16 protein-coding genes and 1 pseudogene are annotated in these 22522 nt (G+C 68.2%); 4 read left to right on the plus strand and 13 right to left on the minus strand.

Annotated elements, in window-relative coordinates:
* Window positions 1–140: 140 nt before the first annotated feature.
* From E1165_RS10695 to E1165_RS10715, 5 genes are all read right to left on the minus strand, one after another.
* Window positions 141–1127 carry an RNA polymerase sigma factor gene (locus tag E1165_RS10695; RefSeq protein WP_132390293.1) on the minus strand — a complete coding sequence of 329 codons (987 nt, stop codon included), beginning with the start codon at window positions 1125–1127 and terminating at the stop codon, window positions 141–143.
* A gap of 114 nt (window positions 1128–1241) precedes the next feature.
* Window positions 1242–2534, minus strand: a complete 1293-nt coding sequence (locus E1165_RS10700; RefSeq protein WP_132390295.1) for a mandelate racemase/muconate lactonizing enzyme family protein — start codon at window positions 2532–2534, stop codon at window positions 1242–1244.
* 1 nt (window position 2535) lies between these two features.
* Window positions 2536–3363, minus strand: coding sequence for a carbohydrate ABC transporter permease (locus E1165_RS10705; protein WP_132390315.1), 828 nt, complete (start codon window positions 3361–3363; stop codon window positions 2536–2538).
* A complete protein-coding gene (locus E1165_RS10710) occupies window positions 3363–4163 on the minus strand; it encodes a carbohydrate ABC transporter permease (protein ID WP_243704702.1) in 801 nt (266 codons plus the stop codon). Before E1165_RS10710 ends, E1165_RS10705 begins: the two co-directional genes overlap by 1 nt.
* 190 nt (window positions 4164–4353) lie before the next feature.
* Window positions 4354–5622 (minus strand): ABC transporter substrate-binding protein, encoded by a 1269-nt coding sequence (locus E1165_RS10715; protein WP_132390297.1) that lies wholly within the window; start codon window positions 5620–5622, stop codon window positions 4354–4356.
* 141 nt (window positions 5623–5763) lie between these two features.
* On the opposite strand from E1165_RS10715, the gene E1165_RS10720 reads away from it, so the two are divergent.
* Both E1165_RS10720 and E1165_RS10725 read left to right on the plus strand, forming a co-directional pair.
* On the plus strand, window positions 5764–6534 hold the full coding sequence (locus E1165_RS10720; RefSeq protein ID WP_132390299.1) for a FadR/GntR family transcriptional regulator: 771 nt from the start codon (window positions 5764–5766) through the stop codon (window positions 6532–6534).
* Between the two features lie 209 nt (window positions 6535–6743).
* Window positions 6744–7424, plus strand: coding sequence for a trans-aconitate 2-methyltransferase (locus tag E1165_RS10725; protein WP_132390301.1), 681 nt, complete (start codon window positions 6744–6746; stop codon window positions 7422–7424).
* A 38-nt stretch (window positions 7425–7462) separates the two neighbouring features.
* Here the strand turns inward: E1165_RS10725 and E1165_RS30480 are convergent.
* The 8 genes and pseudogenes from E1165_RS30480 to E1165_RS10765 form a co-directional block, all read right to left on the minus strand.
* Window positions 7463–7918, minus strand: a pseudogene (locus E1165_RS30480) (helix-turn-helix domain-containing protein); the annotation flags it as partial.
* Between the two features lie 184 nt (window positions 7919–8102).
* Complete coding sequence (locus E1165_RS10735) at window positions 8103–9371, minus strand: ricin-type beta-trefoil lectin domain protein (protein ID WP_243704703.1); 1269 nt, start codon at window positions 9369–9371, stop codon at window positions 8103–8105.
* Window positions 9372–9688: 317 nt separating this feature from the next.
* Complete coding sequence (locus E1165_RS10740; RefSeq protein ID WP_243704706.1) at window positions 9689–12061, minus strand: right-handed parallel beta-helix repeat-containing protein; 2373 nt, start codon at window positions 12059–12061, stop codon at window positions 9689–9691.
* Between the two features lie 269 nt (window positions 12062–12330).
* Window positions 12331–13200: a sugar phosphate isomerase/epimerase gene (locus E1165_RS10745; protein ID WP_132390303.1), complete on the minus strand. Its 870-nt coding sequence runs from the start codon at window positions 13198–13200 to the stop codon at window positions 12331–12333.
* A 6-nt stretch (window positions 13201–13206) separates the two neighbouring features.
* Window positions 13207–14391: an ABC transporter substrate-binding protein gene (locus tag E1165_RS10750; RefSeq protein WP_243704704.1), complete on the minus strand. Its 1185-nt coding sequence runs from the start codon at window positions 14389–14391 to the stop codon at window positions 13207–13209.
* 10 nt (window positions 14392–14401) lie between these two features.
* The gene (locus tag E1165_RS10755) at window positions 14402–15385 is read right to left on the minus strand and encodes an ABC transporter permease (RefSeq protein WP_132390305.1); all 984 of its coding nucleotides are present in this window, start codon (window positions 15383–15385) and stop codon (window positions 14402–14404) included.
* Between the two features lie 2 nt (window positions 15386–15387).
* Entirely contained in the window at window positions 15388–16362 is a 975-nt protein-coding gene (locus E1165_RS10760; RefSeq protein WP_132390307.1) for an ABC transporter permease, read from the minus strand.
* Entirely contained in the window at window positions 16359–17870 is a 1512-nt protein-coding gene (locus E1165_RS10765) for a sugar ABC transporter ATP-binding protein (RefSeq protein WP_132390309.1), read from the minus strand. Before E1165_RS10765 ends, E1165_RS10760 begins: the two co-directional genes overlap by 4 nt.
* Window positions 17871–18404: 534 nt before the next feature.
* Between E1165_RS10765 and E1165_RS10770 the strand changes: the two genes are divergently transcribed.
* The gene (locus E1165_RS10770; protein WP_132390311.1) at window positions 18405–21953 is read left to right on the plus strand and encodes a ThuA domain-containing protein; all 3549 of its coding nucleotides are present in this window, start codon (window positions 18405–18407) and stop codon (window positions 21951–21953) included.
* Window positions 21954–22025: 72 nt separating this feature from the next.
* A partial coding sequence (locus E1165_RS10775) for an RICIN domain-containing protein (RefSeq protein WP_165945186.1) occupies window positions 22026–22522 on the plus strand: 497 nt, incomplete at its 3' end.

Raw genomic sequence — 22522 nt, forward strand, 5'->3', positions numbered from 1 at the left:
CCGGTCGGTTTTCTGTTATCGGTGCCGGTTCGCGGATGGCCCTCCGGTTGCCCCATCCGGCGCGGCGGCAGGCAGCTGGGTGGCTCGCCCGGGGCCCGTCGGGCACAGCTCGCCGTGCGGGTGTCGCGGACCGCGGCGTATCAGTGGCGGCGGCGGTGGCGTGCGGGTGGTGAGGAAGCTCTGGCGTCGATCGCGACCGCGAGGGGCGGGCTCCGATCACCGGGGCGAGCCGGTCGAGGAATCCGGCCCTGTCGCCTACCTCCGCCACCCCGGACGCGGGCGCGGCGACCAGAGCCGCCACTGGGCCGGCCGCCGTCGCCTTTGCGGCGAGCCTGCCCTTGCCGAGCACCGGAGCGGCGCGCCATCGGAGCGGGAGGAAGCGCGATGTCGACCAGCAGGCTCTCCGGCGCAAGGAGCCCGTCGGCCGCGCGGAGGCAGCACTCACAGGATCGCGTGTGCCGTACGATGCGCTTACGCCACAGTGGAACCGGCACCCCGTCCCACCCCTCCAGCACCTCGGTCAACTCGGCACAGACGGGCGAGGCCTCCAGTGCGGCCACGAGCGCTCTGCTCAGCTCCAGTCGATTGCGCATCCGTTGGACCCGCACGCCCGCGTGCGCCACGCTCGTTCCCAGTTCCGCCGCCAGTTCGGTCCTGGTCAGCTGCCCCGCGGCCTCCAGCCACCACAGCGACAGCAGCAACCGGTCGTCCGGATCGAGCCACTGGCTGGACCGAGCCGCCTGCCGGCGCTGATCGGACAGCTCCAGGCGAAGCACGGTCAGACCCTCGGCATCGGTGTCCGCCGCGTCGATCACCTCGCCGAGATCGGTGGTCCGTTCGGCGGCCACTTGTCGTCGCCGCAGGTGGGTGCTGACCTGGCGCATGGTGATCGCCATCAGCCACGGCTCGAAGCTATCCGGAGTACGCAGCGTCCGCAGCGCCCGAAGGACACGCAGCATGGTGTCCTGCACGACGTCGTCGACGTCCGGAAGGCAATCGAGCGCCCTGCGTACGATCGTGTACACCACCGGCAGGTAGGCCGTGAAGAGTTCGTCGAGGGCGCGCCGGTCGCCGGACTGAGCGGCGGTGACCAAGCTCGTCTCGTCGGCGCCGGCAGCCTGTGCCATGACCGGTCTACGCCTTCGGCCCGGCTTCGATCGTTCCGCCCGCCCCTGGCACGCGCCACGGCGCGGAGCCCGCGCACGGACCGAACACTCCGGTCGCGGGTAGTCCCACGGCCACTACCACGGCGACTTTCCTTCCTGTGGGCTTGGGCTGGTCTCAGCGGCGAGCTCGGGCCGGAGGTCAGCGCCGGTCGGCCACGGCGTCTCGGCGGCGAGCAGTACCGGGTGGGCGTCGACGGATTGCGGCAGGATCGTGGCCCCGCCACGACCGGTGACCGCGAGCAGCCGCCGGCCGGCCTGTTCCGGTCGCACGTGTGGCCCACCGGGCACGGGCCTCTCTCCTTGACCAACGGCGGTGATCGCGGCCTCATCCACCCGGATTCCCAGGCCGGGCGAGTCGCCGAGAATGAAAGCGCCGTCGTCCACGTCCACGTCCACGTCCAACCCGACGGGCGGTCCAAGGTCCTGCAGTTCGCTGGCGATGTGGTTGGGCACCGAGGTCGCCGCGTGCAGCAGAGCGACAGGCGTGTTACCGACCGGACTGACCGGCAGGTCGTGGGCCTGCGCCAGCGCGGACACGCGCAGGAAGTGGGTGACTCCCCAGACTGCGGCGGTCTGGACGATGTCGAGGCTGCCGGCGGCGATCAGCGGGCGGAACTGCTCCAGCCCGGTCAGGTTCTCCCCGCTGGCGACCGACGTGCGAACGCCGCGGCTGACTGCGGCAAGGCCGTCGGCGTCCCAGCGTCGGACCGGCTCCTCGATCCAGGTCAGGTCCAGCGTGCGTTCGATCTCGCCGATATGGCGGACCGCCTGTTTACGGCTCCAGGACTCGTTCGCGTCCAGCATCAGCCCGGGCCGCACCCCGCGCGCCGCTTCGGTCAGCACGTCGCGCACAAGCGTCAACCGGTGCCGGTCCCGCTCGATGTCCAGGCCGCCCTTCAGCTTCGCGGCGCGCAGCCCGCGTCGTCCGTATGCCTCATAGGTGGCGACGAGCTCTTCGTCGGTCAGGGGGAAGCACAGGCCGGAGGCGTAGGCGTCGACGGTGCGGTCCCGGCCGCCGAGAAGCCTCCACAGCGGCTCGCCGGCGGCCTGTGCCTTGATGTCCCAGAGTGCGGTGTCGAACGCGCCGATCGTGCCGAACACGACGCCGGCGTGGCCAGCCTTGAAGGTCTGGCGCAGCATGCAGTCGTAGAGCGCGGTCACCGACCGGGGGTCCTGGCCGTCGATGGCGGCGAAGACGGCCTCGGCCTCCACGTGCGCTCCCAGGCCGACCCCGGTGATCCCCTCGTCCGTCTCCACCATGATGATCGGCACCGGCATGACGCCGTCGGGGTAGACGCCGTTGGCGTCACCCACCGCGCGGCCCCACTTCTGCACCGTCGTCAAGGTCCGATATCCGGTGATCCGCATGTCAGCCTTTCGTCGAGCCGGCCGTCATCCCGTCGGCAATCTGGCGTTGTAGGAACAGGTACGTGACCAACACCGGTACCGCGGCGATGAGGACACCTGCCGCGAAGGTGGGAATGTCGTCGGAGTACTGGCCGCGCAGTGACGTGACGCCGACCATCAGCGTGCGGTGATCGGCCGACGGCATCAGCAGCAGGGAGATGAGCACGTCGTTCCAGCAGAACAACGCGTTGAGAATGCCCACCGACAGCAGCGCCGGGGTGCCCATCGGCAGCATGATCCGTCGGTAGACGCCATACGGTGTGTTTCCGTCGATTCGCGCGGCGTCCACGATCTCGGTCGGCACGCCCCGGTAGTAGCTGGTCATCAGGAAGACCGTGAACGGCAGGAACTGAGCGACATAGGCAAGGACGAGTCCGGGATAGGTGTCCGTCAGGCCGCCGTCGGCCATCATCCTCACCAGCGGCACCATGATCACCTGGAACGGGACGAACAGCGCCACGAGGCAGACCAGAAACAGTGTCGAGGAGCCGCGGAAGCGCAGCTGGCTCAGCGCGAATCCGGCCATGGACCCGATCAGCAGCAGCAGAGCTACGGAGCAGGTCACCACGGCGACCGAGTTCAGGAAGTAGCGGGCCATGCCCACGCTGTGCCAAGCCGTGACGATGTTCTCCCACCGCAGCGCGCTGGCCAGCGAGAAGCGATCGAGGATGTACTCGCGACGGGTCTTCATCGCCACGTTGGCGGTGAAGACCAGTGGATAGATCGTCGCCAGGGCCAGAGCCGCCATCGGCACGGCCAGCAGCCACCTGCCCCACCCGATGCGCGACATCACTCCGTCCTTCCGCTCCGGCGCAGCAGGCCGAGCTGCAACAGGCCGACCACGACCATGATCATGAACAGGACCGTCGAGGCGGCCGAGGCCAGTGCGGGACGGTTCATCTGGCCCTGCTGGATCCAGATGTAGTACTCCGGCAGGTAGGTCGACCCCTCCGGACCGCCGCTGGTCATGATGTAGAGCAGCCCGAACATCGACGTCAGCATCCCGATCATCGTGGTCACGAAGACGAACTGGATGGTCCGGGACAGACCGGGAACGATGACGTGCCAGATGGTCTGCGGAAGCGAGGCGCCGTCGACCCGGGCGGCGTCCAGCAACGCGCCGTCCAGGGTGGCGAAACCGGCCAGGAACACCACCAGCGCCATGCCGAAGGTCGCCCAGATGTGGACGCCCACGACCGCGAACATGGCCACATGTGGGTTGCCGAGCCAGTCGACCGGGCCGATGCCGGCGCCGCCGAGGACGGCGTTCAACGGGCCGTCGAAGGCCAGCAGCAGGTTGAAGATCGCACCGACGATCACCGGCGAGAGTACGGCCGGGAAGAAGTACACGCCGCGGAAGAGCCGATGCCCCGGTACGCGAAGGTAGATGAACGTGGCCAGCAGCCCCGGGATGGCGACGGCGATCGGCAGCAGCAGTACCAGCAGTCCCACATTGCGCAGCGCGCCGCGAAACAGCGGATCCTCGAGCAGGTCGCGGTAGTTGTCGAGGCCGACCGCGGTGCCGTTGCGCTCACCATCACCGGTGAAGGAGAAGTTGACCCCCAGCAGCAACGGCCACAGCCGCAGCACGACGATGATCAGGACGGCGGGAGCGACCAGGATGTATGGTGCCAGGCGCTCGGCGCGTCGGCCGCCTGACCGACGGCGAGAGCGAGCCGCGACCGCGCGAGAAGCCCCACCGCGTCTGGGCGGTGCTCCGTCGGCCCGCGCGGCGCCAGCCAGGCGAACCGACGGCGACGAACTCCCAGGCGGCACGGGATCAGCCCGCCCGGTCGGACTTGGCCAGCTCTTCGACCGCCTTGTCCACAGTGACCGATCCGCTCAGCAACTGTTGCGACAGCCGCCCCATCAGGTCGAGCGTCTTGGATGACAGGGCCACGTGCAGGGCCGGCTTGCCGTCCTTGGTCTCCGACACGATCGTCGCGACGGCCGGGCCGGCGCTGGACACGTCGATCGTGGTGTCCGAGGCGATCGCGCCCGCGTCGGCGTAGAACACCTTCAGCGCGTCGGTCGAGGTCAACGACCGCACCATGTCGGCGGCGGCCTTCGGGTCCTTGGTCCATTTCGCGACCGCGTAACCGATACCGCCATCGTAGGGAAGGCTCGGGGTGGTGCCGGCCGTCACGACCGGTGACTTCATGACACCGACGTTGCGGGCCTCCAGGAACTCGGCGAAGTCCTTCCAGTGCCCGATGTCCGACATCAAACCGATGACGTGCGAGGCCTTGCCGGACTGGAACACCGCGAACGCGTCGTTGAACATCGCCGTCGAGCTGGCGCCGTCGTTGTTCAGGCCCTGGTCGTTGACCTCCTTCCAGAGCGAGAAGACCCGCTTGACGCCCGGCGAGGTCCAGTTGCGCTTGCCGGCGACCCAGTCGTCGTACTCCTGCGGCGGGAGGACGCCCGAACCCAGGCCGGACAGGAAGAACTGGATGCCGATGCCCTCCTTGTTGCCCTGCGCGAAGCACTTCGCTCCGGTGGCCCTGGTGATGGCCTGACAGTTGGCAACGAACTCGTTCCAGTCGGTGGCCGGCCGCTCCGGGTCCAGCCCCGCCCTCTGGTAGAGCGACTTGTTGTAGTAGATCGGGTGCCCCTGCAGGGTCACCGGGGCGGCATAGGTCTTGCCGTCCTTGGTGAATGCCTCCCACCCGGCCAGCCGTTGCCGGTCGTCACCGACGTACTCGTCCAGTGGCACCAGCGAGTCCACCCGGTCGCGGATCTGCCCGCCGCCGTTGAACAGCATGACGTCCGGGCCCTTGCCGGCCTGGATGGCGGCACCGAGCAGGGTGTAGTACTGCTCGAAGGGCTGCGCGACGAACTCGACCGTCACGCCGGGATGCTTTCTGGCGAAGTCGGCCTTCGCCCGCTCGATGTACGAGGCCGCGGACGGGTCGCCCGACTTCCAGTCCCAGACGACGAGCTTGCCGTCCGAACCACCGGACGAGGAGTCCGGTTCTGACGCACTACCACAGCCGGCCAAGACCAGCCCGGCGACTAGGACCACCGACCACCGTGCCCGTTGCTTCATCACTGCTCCCTCTCCGGAGGTGGCCGGGGACCGGCCGTTGGCGGAGGATCACACGAACGTAATCCGTATGACGTATGACGTCAACGCATCGGCGTATAGTGACAAGCGCCCGTGGTGGGCCCATGGGTCTCGGAGGGTGATATGACGGCAGCAGCGAAGTCGGCCGCGGGCCTCGCCGGGCCCCCTGCCTGGACTCGGCGACCGGCCAACCTCGCCACGGCGGTCACGGCCGAACTGGTGCAGCGGATCGTCCGTGGGATCCATCCGTCAGGTTCGCCGCTACCACCCGAGCCGGTGCTCTGCGAGACCTTCTCGGTCAGCCGCACCGTCGTCCGCGAGGCCGTGAAGATCCTTCAGGAGAAGGGGCTGGTGCAGGTCCGCCAGGGCACCGGCACAATGGTCACCCCGTCGGCGATGTGGAACATACTCGACGAACTGGTCCTCGGCGCCACCATCGCCGAGGACGAGACCCTCGCCATCCTCGACGACCTGGTCGTCACCCGCCGGGTGCTGGAGTCCGACATGGCGAACCAAGCCGCCCGCCTTGCCGACGACGAGACCATCGAACGACTGCGTACGCTGGTCGACCGGATGGACGAGCTCGTCGGCGACCCCGACACCTACCACGACCACGACCGGGCGTTTCACGACACCGTCATGCAGGCATCGGGAAACCGCATCGCCCGCGCCGTCGTACGCGCCCTGGAGAGCCAGGTCGTCAACACGGCCCGCTACGTGGGCCGCACCGAGCGCGCCTTGTGCGTCGCGTCCAACCGCGGCCACCGGCGCGTCTACGAGCGAATCGCCGCCCACGACCCGGCCGGCGCGGCCGAGGCGATGTTCACCCACATCACGGAGGCGTGGGTGGTGCGCCGCAGCGGGCCGGGCGAGCCGACCCGACTGCGGCGCTAGTGTGCTGTCCACGAACGTTTGCCGGGATCAGACACGTCGGACAGCTTGTGCCGGCTGGCAACAGCCGGGTGCGGGATCAGTCGGCGAGGACGGCCGAGGCGCTCATGACTGTTGACCTTGCCCAAAGGTGAAGGCCGACACTGTCTGTGGCGAGCGAGCTGGCGAGCTGAGCGCTTGTCGCTGACCGAGCACCGATGAGAGGGGCCTGTATGGATGACGACGTTCTCCTGGCAGAACAGATGGCCTACTACCGGGCCGGTGCGGCCGAATACGACCGGCCCTATGCAGAGCACGAAGACCTGCGAAGGTTGCTGACTGTCGTCGATGACTCTCCGATCGCCGGGGATGTGCTCGAGTTGGCCTGCGGAACGGGCCAGTGGACCTCGCTGCTCGCCGCGCGGGCGCATTCGGTGACAGCTGTCGACGCGGCAACCGAAGTGTTGGCCCGGGCTCGGGCGCGCACCGCATCCCCTACCGTGCAGTTCATTGAGGCCGACCTGTTCGGGTGGCAGCCGCCACGACGCTACGACACCGTGTTCTTCGCCTTCTGGCTCTCCCATGTCCCGCCGACACGCTTGCCCGACTTCTGGGACACCGTCGCCACCGCGCTCGCGCCGGGCGGCAGAGCAGTCTTCATCGACGACGGCCCCGCCGTAGCCGCCAGCGAAGAAGTCCTCGCGAACCAGCCGACCCCGGCGGTGCTGCGCCGGCTCGATGACGGCAGCCAGTACCGCGTCGTAAAGGTATTCCACGATGCTCAGACCCTCACGGACGTTCTCACAGCGCTGGGGTGGTCGGTCGGCATCCGGACCATGGGCGGGAACTTCATCGGCATTGCAGAACCGCCGACCACCCCAGGCGAAGAACCCGCAGCCGCGCCAGCATCCTGAGCCGGGTTGTGCCGCGCCGGCACGGCCACCCGTACTCTCCGAGTCCGCTGCCAGCTGACCTCGTTACCGCGCAGGATCTGCCGCAACCGTTCCCGGCCGACGATGACCGTTCGGTCGGCGTCAGTGGCCCCGTAGTCTGCGGTTTACGCAGGCTCCAGCAGGTGAGAGCCCGCCCGATCGTGCTCGGGCGGGCTTTGGCCGTCGCGATGATGAACGCCTCATCGTCGTGGTTGATCCGGCGGGGACGGCCTCCCGCCCACTGAGGGTCCAGCACGCGAAGACCGATCTCATTGAACAAGTGGATCACGTCGCGGAGTGTCCTCATGCCCGGCGATCAGATGGGCGATCGCGGAGACGGGTGTCCGGGACGCCGACGCCATGATGATCAACGCCCGGCGCCCCCGGACTGAGTCGTGCTTGCCGCTACGGACGAGTTGTTGCAGCTTGCGGCCCTCGTCCTGCGTCAGCCGCCGTGCCCTGACCGGCTCGACCAACCCGCCACCTCACTCTCAACGACCAACAACTGCCGTTGAGAGTGAGCCGCCGCCAGCACCTATCGGCGGACGTGACACGGCGTGTCGTCGACCCGGTGAACGTTCGTGGTCAAGCACTGGCGACCTTTCAGCTTCCGGAGTGCCCGCCAGCGCTCGCCGTCTGCTGCCGAGGGCTGGAAGACTGTCAGCTCCGGAGACTCCACTGCTGGTTGGCCCCGCCGTGACAGGCCCAGAGGTGAAGTTGTGTCCCGTTCGTCGTGCCGGCACCGACGGCGTCAAGACACAGTCCCGACTGGACCGCCGTGATGGTTCCGTTGGAGTTCAGGTTCCACTGCTGGTTCGCTCCGCCGTGGCAGTCGTAGATGATCACAGCGGTACCGTTGCCGCTGCCCGCGCCGCTGGCGTCCAGGCACTTGTTGCCATAGACGGTCAGTGTGCGGTTGGCGGTGTGGGTCCAGCGCTGGTTGGTGCCACCGTGGCAGTCCCACAGCTGTACCCGGGTGCCGTTGCTGGTGCTGGAGTTGGGAACGTCGATGCAACGGCCGGCCTGGCCACTGGCGATCATCACGTTCTGCTGCCCGGGCGGCGGGCTCGATGGTGGCGGGCTCGATGGTGGCGGGCTGCTCGGCGGCGGAGTGGACCCGAACTGGCTGAAGAACCGCCACACCTCCGGCTTGACCCAGCTCCTCGCGCCGCTCTCACAGCCGGCACACCCGTCGACCGGACCCTGCTGGTGGCCGCCGTCGAACGCGGCCCAGACCACCGGGTACCCGGCCCGGCACGAGTAGGTGGTGGTGATGTGAGTTCGGCTGCCCGCCGCGGGTTCGGGGGCGTTCTGCGCGGCACAGCCGTTGTTCCTGACGAACCTGTCCCGCAGCGACCGTCCGCTCTGGATGTTGTCGTTGATACCGTGGATCCCCATGTACGCCACGGGCTGGGTGCCGCCGCTGCATCCGCTGATCGGTCCAGGTGCCGCGATTGCGGCGACCGCACGGAACATGGTGGGCCGGGAGCACGCCAGCGAGTAGCTCATCGCCCCGCCGTAGCTGAACCCGACGGAAAACCGTTGTGTCGTGTCGACACACAGCGCGTTCTCGATGACGCGGATCATGTCGTCGGTGAAGGTGACATCCTCACCGTTGGAATTGGCCCAGCCGTTGCCGATGCCCTGCGGGGCGACGAAGATCGTGGTGTTGTTCGACTGCGAGAGCATGCCGTAGTACGCCCAGGCGTATCCGTCGCTTCCGCCGGACGCGACGTCGTTGGCGGTGCCGCCCCACCAGTGGAACCCGAAGGCCAGCCGGTGGGGATAGTTGTTGTTGTAGCTGTCTGGTAGTCGAAGGATGAAGCTGCGGCTCTTACCGCTGCTCTGGATGGTGTGGGTGCCGCTGTTCAGCCCTGGAGCCTTGCCGCAGCCCGCGGTGGTGGCGGCCGCCGCGGAGGTGACAGTCATGACGACGGACACCCCGACGGCAGCCACCACCACGGCAGCCATCATCGCCCCTATCCAGGGGACGGAGAGTTTTCGAAGCAACACGACCGTGTCTCCTTATCGGAGGTCTGACTCGACACGGGTCTCACCGCTGTTTCCGTAGTTCGTCGCGGCGCACACCCGCCTGACGGGCAGCTCGCCGGCCCGGAGGGCGAGCAGGATGAGAGGAAGTGCCCCACCGTGTGGGTCGGTCGCGCGACCGACCCACACGCCCTCGGCGAGGCACTCTCGCGTCGGCTCCCTCTATACGTCAGCCAAGTTCGGCGACCTGACTCCGGTCATCGCAGCGTCCACTGCTGGTTGGTGCCGCCGTGGCAGGACCAGAGCTGGATCCTGGTGCCGTTGGCGGTACCCGTACCGCTGGCGTCCAGGCAGAGCCCGGACTGGACGCCGGTGATGGTGCCGTTGGAGTTGACGTTCCACTGCTGGTTGGCCTGGCCGTTGCAGTCCCAGATGATGACGGCGGTGCCGTTGCTGACGCCTTGCCCGCTGGCGTCCAGACACTTGTTGCCGTACACGATCAGTTGCTTGCTTGAGGTGTAGGTCCAGTTCTGGTTTGCGGCACCGGTGCAGTCCCACAACTGCGTCTGGGTGCCGTTGGCGGTGGTGGAACCCGGCACCTCCAGGCACCGCCCCGACTGCACACCCACGATCCGTCCGCCCGGCGGGGCGGTGCCGTCCTGCGGCCCGGCGGACGCCATCACGGCCTGGGCCCCCGACGGCCAGTTGCCGTTGGCGACGGTGACGTTGCCATGGACGACGTTGCCGCGGTCGCCGTTGGTGATATTGGTACTGCCATTGGTCGACCAGTTGTTGGTGACGGTCCAGTTGCCCATGTTCTCGCCACCCCAGTAGTTGGCCGTCGCCCACGTACCGGTGTTGGAGAAGACGTTGTTGGTGGCGGTGTAGTACTTCGAGCCCTCGTCGAAGTAGAGCCCGTAGTAGCCGTTGGTCCGCAGACAGTAATTTCCGCTGATCAGCGCGTCCGGGTTCCAGCCGAGCGTGTAGATGCAACCACCGTCGTTCATCTGTTGCATGACGTCGTGTATGTGGTTGCCGATCAGCCGGTTGTTGGCGGCGGTCGTGGGTGTGGTGTATCGCGGCTGGTAGTTGTACAGGCCGCGGTTGGCGTAGTGGTTGCTGCCGCCGGCGTCGTTGGAGCCCCAGCCGTAGCCGATCGACATGCCGGAGTACGGCATGTTGTAGACCTCGTTGTGTGAGACGGTGGCGTTGGTGACGTAGGTGGTCAGGACGGAGACGACGCCCCGGTAGTCCGCCCCGAGGTCGTGGATGCGGTTGTTGCTGATGGTGATGTCCCGGTTGACCATCCGCTGGTCGCCGGGGTGGTGCGCGTCGGCGCGGACACCGCCGACCAGGATGCCACCGGCTGAACTCCTGGCGATCTCGGATCGGGTGATGGTGATGTTCCTGGCGCCCAGACCCACCCCGCTCGCGTGAGCGTTCGCGTCGTTGCCGATGCCGATGGCCGTCTGGCCCAGGTTGACGAACCGGGAGTCGCTGAGGGTGATGGCGTTGGCCGCGGAGATCTGCACCGCGGCGGGCATCTGGAACCAGTGCGGTCGGGCGGCCTCGAACTGGGGGCAGCCGTTGTGGCATGACGAGAAGCTGGGCCAGTTCCAGTTTCCGGCGAGGTAGGCGCCCGTCTGTTGGTCCACGTAGCCTTGGTTGCCGCTGGGGCCCAACCAACTCGTGCCGGTGAACGTGATCCCGCTGAGCGTGATGTGATGCGCCGGCGCGTCGTAGGTCCCCCCGATGCTCACGAGGGACTGCTGCGTCGGTAGCTCCACGCTGACGTTGCTCATGTTCTGGCCGGCGAGCGGGATGTAGAACAGCACACCGGTCCCGGGGTTGAGGTACCACTCGCCCGGCGCGTCGAGAAACTCGTACGCGTTCGTCAGGTACAGCGGACCGGCCCGGTGCGGGCTGGTGAAGGTGTCGTAGCCGAAGTTGTTGTTGTTCCACGCGGGTTGCTGCATGGTGATGAGGTTTCCGCTGATGCTCTGCACCGGCGAATACCGGTCGGTGAACGAGTTGACGCTCTCCATCTCGACCCGGTTCTGGTTGGCCAGGTTGTTCAGGTAACTCAGGGCGCCGTTGGAGAACCTCATCCCGACACTGGAGGCGGTGAAGTCGGCCCGGTTGACCTGTACGCGTGCTCGGGTGGCGACAGCGCCGTTGACGTACAACTGCCGAGAGTCGATGCCGGTGCCGACGTTGGCCCGCCAGATGTTCCGACCCGCGTCGGCAAGTGACCATCCGGTGACCGCCCGGGCGCCGCTGATCACCGGACGCGTCGACGGAGCCGCCTGCCATACCACCGAGTGACCGTTGGAGCCGGAGTCGTCCGCGGTCAGCCGCAACGGTGCCGACAGCCGGTAGACACCATCGGCCAACTGCACCACGATGTCGTCCGTCATCGCGTCGTTCAGCGACCGCACCGCGGCCTGCGCCGCCGTCAGCGAGCACGGCTGCGCGCTGGAACAGGTGGTGCCGGTGCCGGAGGGGGAAGCATAGAGGGTCATGGGGGCCGCTGACGCGGGCGCGGCGAAGGCCACGACGGCGGCGGCGGTCAACGCCGCCGCGGCGACCGTGGCCAGCAGGTGTCTGCGCACCGCGAAGAACGAGGACACGAACAACGCGATTCCTCCTGACGGTGGGGCGGAACGGGGGTCCCGCAGTGCGGCGCCTGGGAAGCGCGGCCCTCGATGCCGCGGGGTTTCCGGAGGGCGGGGGCCGTGGGATCCACTTCGTCGGTGCCGACCGCCGGACGGTCGGCGAGCCGTCCGGCGGTCGGCACCGAGCCAGGTCGAGGCCGTAGCTGCGCGACCCCCACCAGCGGCGGGGACAGTCGTACGACGTATTACGTTAGGCAAACTTTAGGTGCCGTCGCTCCCCGGCGTCAAGTGACGACTGTCGATCCTTCGACGACCTTCCGAAGGTAGGACAACCCGTCGCGGGCGAGCGCGTCCTGCGACGGGGCGAGCGGGCGCCAGATGGAGGCGGCAGTGGCGATGGCCTCGTTCTGCGCGGTGAACGACTCGATGCAGACGGCGCCGCCGTAGCCGGTCTCGGCCAGCGTGGCGAAGAAGCGGCGCCAGTCGAAGTGATCGGTGCCGGGGGCACCGCGGTGGGTGCCGCTGACCTGGACGTGCTTGATTCGCGGACCGGCGAGGGTGAGTGCGGCGTAGGGGTCGGCCTCCTCGATGTTCATGTGATACGTGTCGATCATGAGGCCGACGTTCGGAGGGAGGCCGTCGATCAGTTCCAGCACCTGCTCGACGGTGTTGACGACGCTCGTCTCGTACCGGTTGAGCGCCTCCACGCCGATGCTCACGCCCCGCTCCCCGGCGTAGTCGGCCACCGGCGACAGTGCCCGGCGGAAGTCCGCGTAGCAGGCTACCCGGGCCGCCGTCGACATGCGCCAGGTCCGCCCGACCGCGGCGTACACGGGGCCGCCGACACATGCGCCCCCGACGACCTGCGCGCTGTCCACACATGCCCTGAGGTACGCCGCGGTCGACTCGACCACGTCCGGCGGGGCGTTCACGAGACTACGCCCGGGCGAAGTGACCGCACAGACGGCCGCCGCGCGGAGGTGGTGCGCCGCAAGCAGATCCCGGGTGCGCACCGGATCCCAGTCGCCGGGTTGCTCGATCGGCAACTCGACCGCGTCGAAGCCGAACGCGGCGACGCGTGGAATCAGCTCGGCGAGGACCGCGTCGGTGACCGGCGAGGCCCACACCCACGGGCTGATGCCGATGGCGCGCATCGCCGCCTACTTCCAGCGCTGCGGGTAACCCGGCAGGTCGGTGCAGCCGCACATCGCGTAGTGCAACGGCGGCATGTCAGGGTCGAGGTACTGGTCCAGGTTGTCCTGGGTGATGACCGGCTGCGGCAGCTTCCACGGGTTGGACACGGATTCGCCGTCGAGGATCCGCAGCGCGGCGATGACCGGTGTGCGCCACTGATAGGTCGGGTACGTCGGGGCGATCGCCGTGAGCTTCTTGTCCTTCCACAGCTTCAGGAAGTCGAGCTGATCCTCACCGTTGATCGGTGGCACAGGCTTGCCCGCGTCCAGGAACGCTTCGACCGCGGCGACCGCGACCGCCCCCGCATCCATCCAGACGCCGTCGATCGTGCCGTACCGCTGGATGTAGTCGTTGACGATCTTCTTGGTCTTGGCCGGGTCGCCGTCGGTGAACTCGACGCCGACCACGTTGACACCCGCCTTGTCGAAGGCGACCTTCGCCGCGGACCAACGGGTCTCCAGGACGTCGACGCCGGGCAGGATACGCAACGCGAGCACCTTGCCGCCCGGCTTCATCTTCTGGCCGACGAACTCGGCCGAGACGTGGCCGAAACCGTAGCCGCCGATCGGGTTGATGAATGTCACCGGGCAGGTCGTGTCGACGCCACGGTCGAAGACGATGACCGGTAGGCCCTTCCGGCAGGCGGCCTCGACGGCCGGGGTGAGCGTGGCGGTGGTGTTCGGCGAGACGATGAGCGCGTGGCATCCCCTACCGAGCAGGTCGTTGATGTCCGCGATCTGCTTCTGGTCCTTGCCTTCGGCGTCGACGTGAACGAACTCCGCGATCCGGTTGCGATGCGTGTCGACCTCGGCCTGCATGGTCTTGAAGCCGACCTGCCGCCAGGGGTTGTTCAACCCGGCGTTGGAGAAGCAGATCTTGTACGGCCCGGGCTTCTTGAATTTCGCGGTGTCCGCCATCTTCGGATTGAGCGCCTGCTCCCATGGCTTGTCAGCCGGCCCGGTGGAGGTGGCGTTCAGGAGCGCGAGCTCATTGTCGTAGTCCGCCTGCACGAAGAACTTCGACTGTTCCCCGGTGCCCGACCCGGCGGCCTCGGATGTGGCGCTCGGCACGGGGGCGGCCGGTTCGTCGGTGGCGCAGCCGGCGAGCGCGAGCAAGGCACCGACGGCCAGGGCTGCTATCGAAGGTCTCACTGAATCCCCTTTACCTGGACGAGGAACGCACGGACGAAACCGCCACGGCGAGCAGGATGATCGCGCCCTGGACGGTCGATCTGAGGGCGCCGGAGACGCCGTAGAAGTTCATGAGCGCGAAGAGCATCTCGAGGGTCAGCGCGCCGAGCATCGCGCCGACGACCGAGCCGCGACCACCGCCGAGCGCGACGCCGCCGAGGACGGCTGCGGTGATCGCGCCGAACTCCAGACCGGCGCCGGCCTGGAACGAGACGCCGCTGTACCCGCCGATCAGAATCGCCGCGACGGCCGCCGCCAGTCCGCTGAGGACGAACGCGATGGTCTTGGCGCGCCAGACCCGTACGCCGCTCAGCTGTGCGGTCCGCGGGTTGTCACCCACGGCGACCAGGATCCGGCCGAAGTCGGACCGGGTCAGGAGCACGGCCAGGCCGACCGCGGCGATCAGGACCAGGAGCGCGTACGGAATGCGACCCAACCCCGGCACGTCCTCGAACGCACGCCGACCGAACCGCCGGAACTCCTCGGAGAGCCCGCCCTTCGGGGCGCCGTCGGACCACAGGTAGACGGCGCCGACGAGGATCAGGAACATGCCGAGGGTGGTGATGAACGAGGGCACCCGCAACCGCGTCGTGACCAGGCCGTTGACCAGACCGACAGTGGCGCCGAAGGCGAGGAGCAGCACGACGACCGGCCAGGTGCGAGACGGCTCGCTGTCGATGAGCCGGGAGGCCACGACGACCTGCGCGGTGACCAGGGAGCCGACGGAGAGGTCGAACTCGCCGGAGACGAGCACGAAATACTGGCCGGCGGCGAGCAGGATGATCGGCGTGGAGCGGCCGAGGAACGACATCAGTGACGGTGGGGAGAGGAAATCGGGTTGGCGGAGGGTGAGCAGGACCGTCAGCACCGCGAGGACGGCGACGATGGGTACGACGCTACCGGGGCGGATCGGTAGCAGCCGCGACGGAAGCGGGCGACGCTCGATGGTGTGCATGGCTAGGACGCCGCCTTCCGCATGGCCTGCCGGGCGTAGATGGCGACCGCCGCGATGATGATCACGCCGCGGATCACCTGCTTGAAGAAGGCATCCACTTCGAGTTGGTTGAAGATCGCGTCGATGCTGGCCAGCAGCAGCACACCGCCAACGGTGCCGACCACGCCGCCACGCCCGCCGGCCAGGGCGGTGCCGCCAAGGACCACCGCGGCGATCGACTCCAGGTCGTACAGACCCTCGGTGCCCACCCGCGGCGCGCCCGAGCCGAGCCGGCTGGCGAGGTAGACCCCGGCGAGGCCGGCGCAGAGCGAGCACAGTACGTGGGCGGTCACGAGGACCCGGCTGTTGCGTACCCCGGAGAGGCGGGCGACCTCCGGGTCGCCGCCCACGGCGACCAGGTGGTGGCCGAAGCGGGTGCGCGCGAGCGTGAACCAGGCCGCGGCGGCGACGGCGAGCAGCAGCAGGAACGACACGGGCACCGGTCCGACGCGCTGGTAGCCGAGGCTCTGTACCAGCACGGGTGCGGTCTTGCCGGCCGGGCCGGCATAACCGTTGTCGAGGTACCCCTTCAGCAGCAGCGCGACGCCGACGGTCGCGATGAACGCGTTCATCCGCGCCTTGGTGACCAGAAGGCCGTTGAAGAGGCCGATGGCGGCGCTGACCGCGAGCGCCAGCCCGATCGCCGGCAGCAGCGCACCGTCGTCACCGCCCATGGTCTCGGCCGTGACGAGTGTGCTGAGACTGACCACGTACGCCACGGACAGGTCGAGGGAGCCGCCGATGATGACCAGGGTCTGCCCGACGGCGACGAGCCCGAGACCGGCGGCGACGTGCAGCAGGCTCACCGTCGTCGGCAGGTTGAACAGTTGGCCGCCGTCGAGCGTGACGACGAGCCAACCTGCTGCCAGGGTGAGGGCCAGCGCCCCGAACACGCCGGGCGAGGTGCGCCGGGCCGGCAGGGACAACGCGTCACTCATGCGGCTACCTCTCGCACGGTGCCGACCGCCAGCGCCATGACATCCTCCTCCGTCGCGCCAGCGGGCAGTTCACCGGCGATCCGGCCGTCGCGCATGACCACGATCCGGTCGCTCATGCCGAGCAGTTCGGGCAGTTCGGACGAGATCATCAGTACCGCCGCGCCGTCGTGGGCGAGCTGGCGGACGAGGTCGTGGATGGCTGACTTGGACCCCACGTCGATGCCCCGGGTCGGCTCGTCGAAAAGCATGATCTTGGGGCTGAGCGCCAGCCACCTGGCCAGTACGACCTTCTGCTGGTTGCCGCCGGACAGGAAACGGATCTCCTGGTCCTCCCCCGCGGCGCGCACCTGAACGGCGGCCAGCAGCTCCCGGAACCGCGTGACGCGGGCACCACGGCCAGTCCAGCGCGGAAGGAGGGCACGGCTGGCCAGCAAGGCGTTGTCGAGCACCGACCGCCCGGCGACGATGCCCTCGCCCTTGCGATCCTCGGTGACATAGGCGATTCCGGCCCGCATCGCGGCGCGAGGTGAACGGAGCCGGACCGGCTCGCCGTCGAGGGTGATCTTCCCGGTCGTGAACGGCGAGACACCGAACAGCGCGCGGGCCAGCGCCGACCGGCCAGAGCCCTGTAGACCACCGACACCGAGCACTTCGCCAGCGCGCAGCCGCAGGTCGACGCCGTGCAGCCTTCGGTTTCCTCCCGCCTGGACGGTCAGGCGGACCGGGCCGATCTCCTCGGGTCGCGCGCGGTCGGGGTAGTAGCTGGACAGCTCCCGGCCGACCATGTGTCGCACCAGTTCGTCCACGCTCGTGTCTGCCGTGTCCAACGTCGTCACCCTGCGGCCGTCCTTGAGCACGGTGATCCGACTGGACAGCTCGAAGACCTCCTTGAGGCGGTGTGAAACGTACAGCACACCTATCCGCCGCTCCTGCAAGCGCCGTACCAGCGCGTAGAGCTGCTGGACCTCGTGGTCGGCCAGGGCCGCGGTGGGCTCGTCCAGGATGAGCAGCCGCGCGTCGAGAGCGAGCGCCTTGACGATTTCGACCACCTGCTGCTGCGCCACGCCGAGTTGCCCGACAAGCGCGTCGGCCGGCAGGGCATCCTCCCCGATCGAGGCGAGGAGCGCGGCGGTGCGGCTGAGCATCGTCCTGCGGTCGACCAGCCCTCGGCGCGAGGGCTCCCGGCCCAGATACACGTTCTCGGCGACGGTGCGCTCGGGCAACAGGTTGAACTCCTGGTAGACGACGCCGATGCCGACCCGCTGGGCGTCACGCGGGCCGTGGAACGTCCGCGGTGCGCCGGCGAACTCGACCGTGCCCTCGTCAGGCGCGTACACGCCGGACACGACCTTCATCAGCGTGGACTTGCCGGCCCCGTTCTCGCCGACGACGGCGTGCACCTCACCCGGCCGGACATCGAGGTCGACGCCTTGCAGGACCCGCACGCCGAGGAACGACTTGCCGATGCCCCGGAGGGCGAGCAGCGGCGACGGCAACGGGTCAGGCATCACGGGCCCCTACGTTTCGTAGTCAGCGGGATCGAGTCATCGACAGTCGAATCGTTTACGTACCGCGCGGCACAGCAGGCTCCATCCGCAGCCTTCGCCGAATACGGCTGCCGACCTTCGCCTTTACGCGATCAGAGATCGCGCTCAGAGGGTAAGTGCATTGATGAGCGCCTGGCAATCCCGGAGCCCATCCACCACAAAGGACGCAAGCCGGCCGGCCCGTCGCCGCTGACTCAACGGCCAAGGACAAGATCGTTATGCGGAAAGGTGTTATCGAATCGATCCCACCAGAGTCGTATTGACTTCCTACGATATCCGGTTGCATGCTGGCCCAGCAGACCACGGGACAAGGTCACATCTCATGTGACGCTGCGTCACCACCCGGAGGGACCTGACTGCCCGTCACGGCGGACGGCATGACGATCTGACGGCACAGCACGCCTTTGACCCGCCCAGGCAAGCCTGGCGCGTTGCAGGTGCTGCCCACACGTGCCCGTGGTCGCGGCATCGTTGCCCGCCGAAATAGGAGACGGCATGCGTCGCAGAACACTAATCTTCGGAGCGATCGCAGGCCTGCTGCTGTCGCTCGCGCTCGTTTATCCAGCGTCGGCGGCTCCGGCCTTCCGCGCCCTGCTGTTCACCAAGACCACCGGCTACCGGCACGACTCGATCCCTGCCGGCGTCGCGATGTTCCAGGAGCAAGCGGCGGCCAACAACTTCGAGCTGGTCCATTCCGAGGACTCCAGCGTCTTCACCCCGGCCAACCTGGCGACCTTCGACGTGCTCGTCATGTTCCAGACCTCGGGCATGGTGTGGACCACGGCCGCCCAACGCCAGGCGGTGGAAGGGTTCCTCGCCAGCGGCAAGGGCATCGTCGCCATCCACAACGCCACGGACATGGGTATCGAGAACGAGTACCCGTGGTGGGACCAGACCATCAACGCCGGCGCACACATGCCGGAGCACTCTCCCGGCGTACTGCCCGGCACCGCCGTCGTCGCCGACAAGAAACACCCGTCGACGACCGGCCTGCCGGACCGTTGGAACCGCAGCGAGGAGTGGTACAACTTCGACCGCAACCCGCGCGGCGACGTCCACGTCCTGGTCACCGCCGACGAGCGCACGTACAACCCCGGCTCCCGCGCGATGGGTCCCGACCACCCGATCTCCTGGTGCCGCAACACCGCAGGCGGCCGGGTCTGGGCAACCGCCATGGGGCACGCGGCCGCGTCGTACAGCGAGACGAACTTCCGCAACCACGTCCTCGGCGGTGTCAAGTGGGCGGCCGGCAACGAGCCCGGCGACTGCGGCGGCACCGTGTGGCGCAACTTCGAGAAGCGCACCCTCGACGACAACACCGCCGACCCGATGGCCCTCGCGGTCGCCCCGGACGGGCGGGTGCTCTACGTCCAGCGGGCCGGGCAGCTCAAGATCTTCAAGCCGTCGACGAACACCACCGTCACGGCCGGCACGCTGAGCGTCTACACCGGCGGCGAGGACGGCCTCACCGGGCTGGCACTCGACCCCGACTTCGCCAGCAACGGCTACGTGTACCTGTACCACTCACCGGCGAGCAGCGCGACCGACATCAACCGGGTCTCCCGGTTCACGCTCACCGGCGACACCCTGAACATGTCCAGCCAGGTAACCATCATCGACATCCCCGCGACCCGGGATCGCACCTTCCCCGAGCCCGGGCACACCGGTGGATACATCGAGTTCGGCCCCGACGGAAACCTCTACATCGGCACCGGGGACGACGTCCCACCGAACCTCGACTCCAACTGGCAGGGCTACGCCCCGCTGGACTGGCGGCCCGGTAAGGCCAACCTCGACGCCGCCCGGACCGCCGGCAACACCAACGACCTGCGTGGCAAGCTGCTGCGCATCCGGCCCTCGGCCAACGGTGGCTACACCATCCCGGCCGGCAACCTCTACCCGCAGGGCACGGCGCAGACCCGGCCGGAGGTCTACGCGATGGGCTTCCGCAACCCGTTCCGGTTCTCGATCGACCCCGCCACCGGTTGGGTCTACCTCGCCGACTACGGCCCCGACCGGGGCGGTCCCGCCACGAACCGCGGTCCGGAAGGGCTTGTCGAGCTCAACGTCATCAAGACCCCCGGCAACTACGGCTGGCCGTTCTGCCACGGCGACAACCAGCCCTACGCGCCGTACAACCCGGACACCCGGGTCGTCGGCGCGAAGTTCAACTGCAACGCGCCGGTCAACAACTCGCCCAACAACACCGGCCTGACCAACCTCAAGCCGGTTGTCGCACCGAACATGTGGTACGGCTACGGCACCTCGCCGACCTTTCCCGAGCTCGGTGCCAACGGCGCGGCACCGATGGGCGGGCCGGTCTACCGCTACAACGCGGCAAACCCGTCACAGACCAAGTTCCCGCCCTACTACGACGGCGTCCACTTCTTCTACGAGTGGGAGCGCGACTACATCAAGGAGGTCCACTTCGACTCGGCCACCGCGGTCACCCGGACCAACCCCTTCCTGCCGGCCGGCAACTTCAACAAGCCCATGGACATGGAGTTCGGCCCGGACGGCTCGCTGTACCTCCTCGAATGGGGCTCCAACTTCGGCGGCGGCAACAACGACTCCGGTCTCTACCGCATCGACTACATCCAGGGCGGCCGGTCACCGGTCGCCAAGGCCACCGGCACGCCCACCAGCGGGTCCGCACCGTTGACCGTACAGTTCAGCAGCGCCGGCACGGCAGACCCGGACCCCGGTGACACGCTGCGCTACCAGTGGACGTTCGGAGACGGCGCCACCTCCACGGCGGCCAACCCTTCCCACACCTACACCACCAACGGCAACTACACCGCCCAGCTCACGGTCACTGACAGCTCCGGCAAGTCGGCCTTCGCCAACGTGCAGATCGTCGTCGGCAACGCGGCGCCGGTGGTGACCATCACCGCACCGGCCAACGGTGGCATGCTCACCTTCGGCGACAAGGTGCCCTACACCGTCACGGTCACCGACCCGGACGGCGGGGTGATCGACTGCACCAAGGTGTTCGTCAACCCGGCTCTCGGCCACGACGACCACGAGCACGAGACCACGGACTACCCGGGGTGCTCGGGCACCATCTCCACCGACCTGCTCGGCGGGCACCCCGACGGCGCCAACCTGTACTACGTGCTCAACGCCCGATACACCGACAACGGCGGGCCCGGTGGCGCGACCCCGCTCACCGGCCGCGCCAGAGCGATCCTGCAACCCAAGCACAAGCAGGCCGAATACCACACCAGCCAGTCCGGTGTGCGGGTCATCGACCACGCCGGCGCCGAGAGCGGCAAGCGAATCGGCGACATCTCCAACAACGACTGGGTGGCGTTCAACCCGATGAGCCTGTCGGGCATCACCAACGTCAGCTACCGACTGTCGTCGCCGAGCGGCGGTGGATCCATCGAGCTGCGTGCCGACTCACCCACCGGCACGCTGCTGGCCACCACACCGGTGCCCAGCACCGGCGGGTGGGAGAACTACCAGTCCACGCCGGCGGTCAACACCGCTGCCCTCGCCGGCACGCACACCCTCTACATGGTGTTCAAGGGCACGGCGACCAACTGGTTCGACCTCGACTCGTTCACGTTCGGCGGCACCGGGGTCGGCCAGCCCAGCACCGGCGGCGGCGTGGCCGGCCGGACCTGGACCGTGGCGGCGCAGCACAGCAACAAGTACATGGACGTCAACGGCGCCTCCACCGCCGACGGCGCCCAAATCGTCCAGTGGGCGGCCACCGGCGGAAACAACCAGAAATGGCAGGCCGTGGACGCCGGAGGCGGCGCCGTCTATCTGAGGGCCGTGCACAGCAACAAGTGCCTCGACGTGACCGGCGGCTCGACCGCCCAAGGCGCGTTCCTGCAACAGTTCACCTGCAACAACAGCAACCAGCAGAAGTTCACCGTCACACCCACCACCACCTCCGGCGTCTACACCGTCAAGAGCGTCCCCAGTGGGCTCTGCATCGACGTCAACGGCGGCGCGACGACCGACGGTGCCCGCCTGCTCCAGTGGAGCTGCCACAGCGGCACCAACCAGCAGTGGCGGTTCAGCCCCGCCTAGCCGATCCGGAGGGACGCTCCGGTGCGCGGACGCGCACCGGAGCGTCCCTCCCACGACACCGTGAGGCACCACATGGTCGTTTCGAGATCCCGGCGTCCGCTGTCTGTGCTGGGCGCCACCCTTCTCCTGCTCTCCGTCGCCGGTATCGCGGCGGCGGCGCCCATCGAACCGGGGCAGAGCGCCCCTGTCATGGGCGTCCAGTCCGGGCGCTGCCTGGACGTTCCAGGGTCCGGCAATGGCACCCAGGCGCAACTGTGGGACTGCACCGGGGCAACGAGCCAGACCTGGACCTACACATCGAGCAAACAACTGATGGTGCACGGCAACAAGTGCCTGGACGCCAACGGTCGGGGCACCAGCAACGGCACGGCCATCATCATCTGGGACTGCCACGGCGGCACGAACCAGCAGTGGAACGTGAACGCGAACGGCACGATCAGCGGAGTGCAGTCCGGGCTGTGCCTGGATGCCAACGGCGCCGGAACGACGAACGGCACGAGGCTCATCCTCTGGTCCTGCCACGGCGGCACCAACCAGCAGTGGAACTCCCCCACCACGCCGCCTCCCAC

Origin of the sequence: Micromonospora sp. KC723, from assembly GCF_004348595.1 — a bacterium.
Classification (GTDB): Bacteria; Actinomycetota; Actinomycetes; order Mycobacteriales; family Micromonosporaceae; genus Micromonospora.

Bases quoted from the DNA above. Each gene is read 5' to 3' on its own strand.
- E1165_RS10695 (WP_132390293.1), bottom strand. From the start codon at position 1,127: ATGGCACAGGCTGCCGGCGCCGACGAGACGAGCTTGGTCACCGCCGCT.
- E1165_RS10700 (WP_132390295.1), bottom strand. From the start codon at position 2,534: ATGCGGATCACCGGATATCGGACCTTGACGACGGTGCAGAAGTGGGGC.
- E1165_RS10705 (WP_132390315.1), bottom strand. From the start codon at position 3,363: ATGTCGCGCATCGGGTGGGGCAGGTGGCTGCTGGCCGTGCCGATGGCG.
- E1165_RS10715 (WP_132390297.1), bottom strand. From the start codon at position 5,622: ATGAAGCAACGGGCACGGTGGTCGGTGGTCCTAGTCGCCGGGCTGGTC.
- E1165_RS10720 (WP_132390299.1), top strand. From the start codon at position 5,764: ATGACGGCAGCAGCGAAGTCGGCCGCGGGCCTCGCCGGGCCCCCTGCC.
- E1165_RS10725 (WP_132390301.1), top strand. From the start codon at position 6,744: ATGGATGACGACGTTCTCCTGGCAGAACAGATGGCCTACTACCGGGCC.
- E1165_RS10735 (WP_243704703.1), bottom strand. From the start codon at position 9,371: ATGACTGTCACCTCCGCGGCGGCCGCCACCACCGCGGGCTGCGGCAAG.
- E1165_RS10745 (WP_132390303.1), bottom strand. From the start codon at position 13,200: ATGCGCGCCATCGGCATCAGCCCGTGGGTGTGGGCCTCGCCGGTCACC.
- E1165_RS10755 (WP_132390305.1), bottom strand. From the start codon at position 15,385: ATGCACACCATCGAGCGTCGCCCGCTTCCGTCGCGGCTGCTACCGATC.
- E1165_RS10760 (WP_132390307.1), bottom strand. From the start codon at position 16,362: ATGAGTGACGCGTTGTCCCTGCCGGCCCGGCGCACCTCGCCCGGCGTG.
- E1165_RS10765 (WP_132390309.1), bottom strand. From the start codon at position 17,870: ATGCCTGACCCGTTGCCGTCGCCGCTGCTCGCCCTCCGGGGCATCGGC.
- E1165_RS10770 (WP_132390311.1), top strand. From the start codon at position 18,405: ATGCGTCGCAGAACACTAATCTTCGGAGCGATCGCAGGCCTGCTGCTG.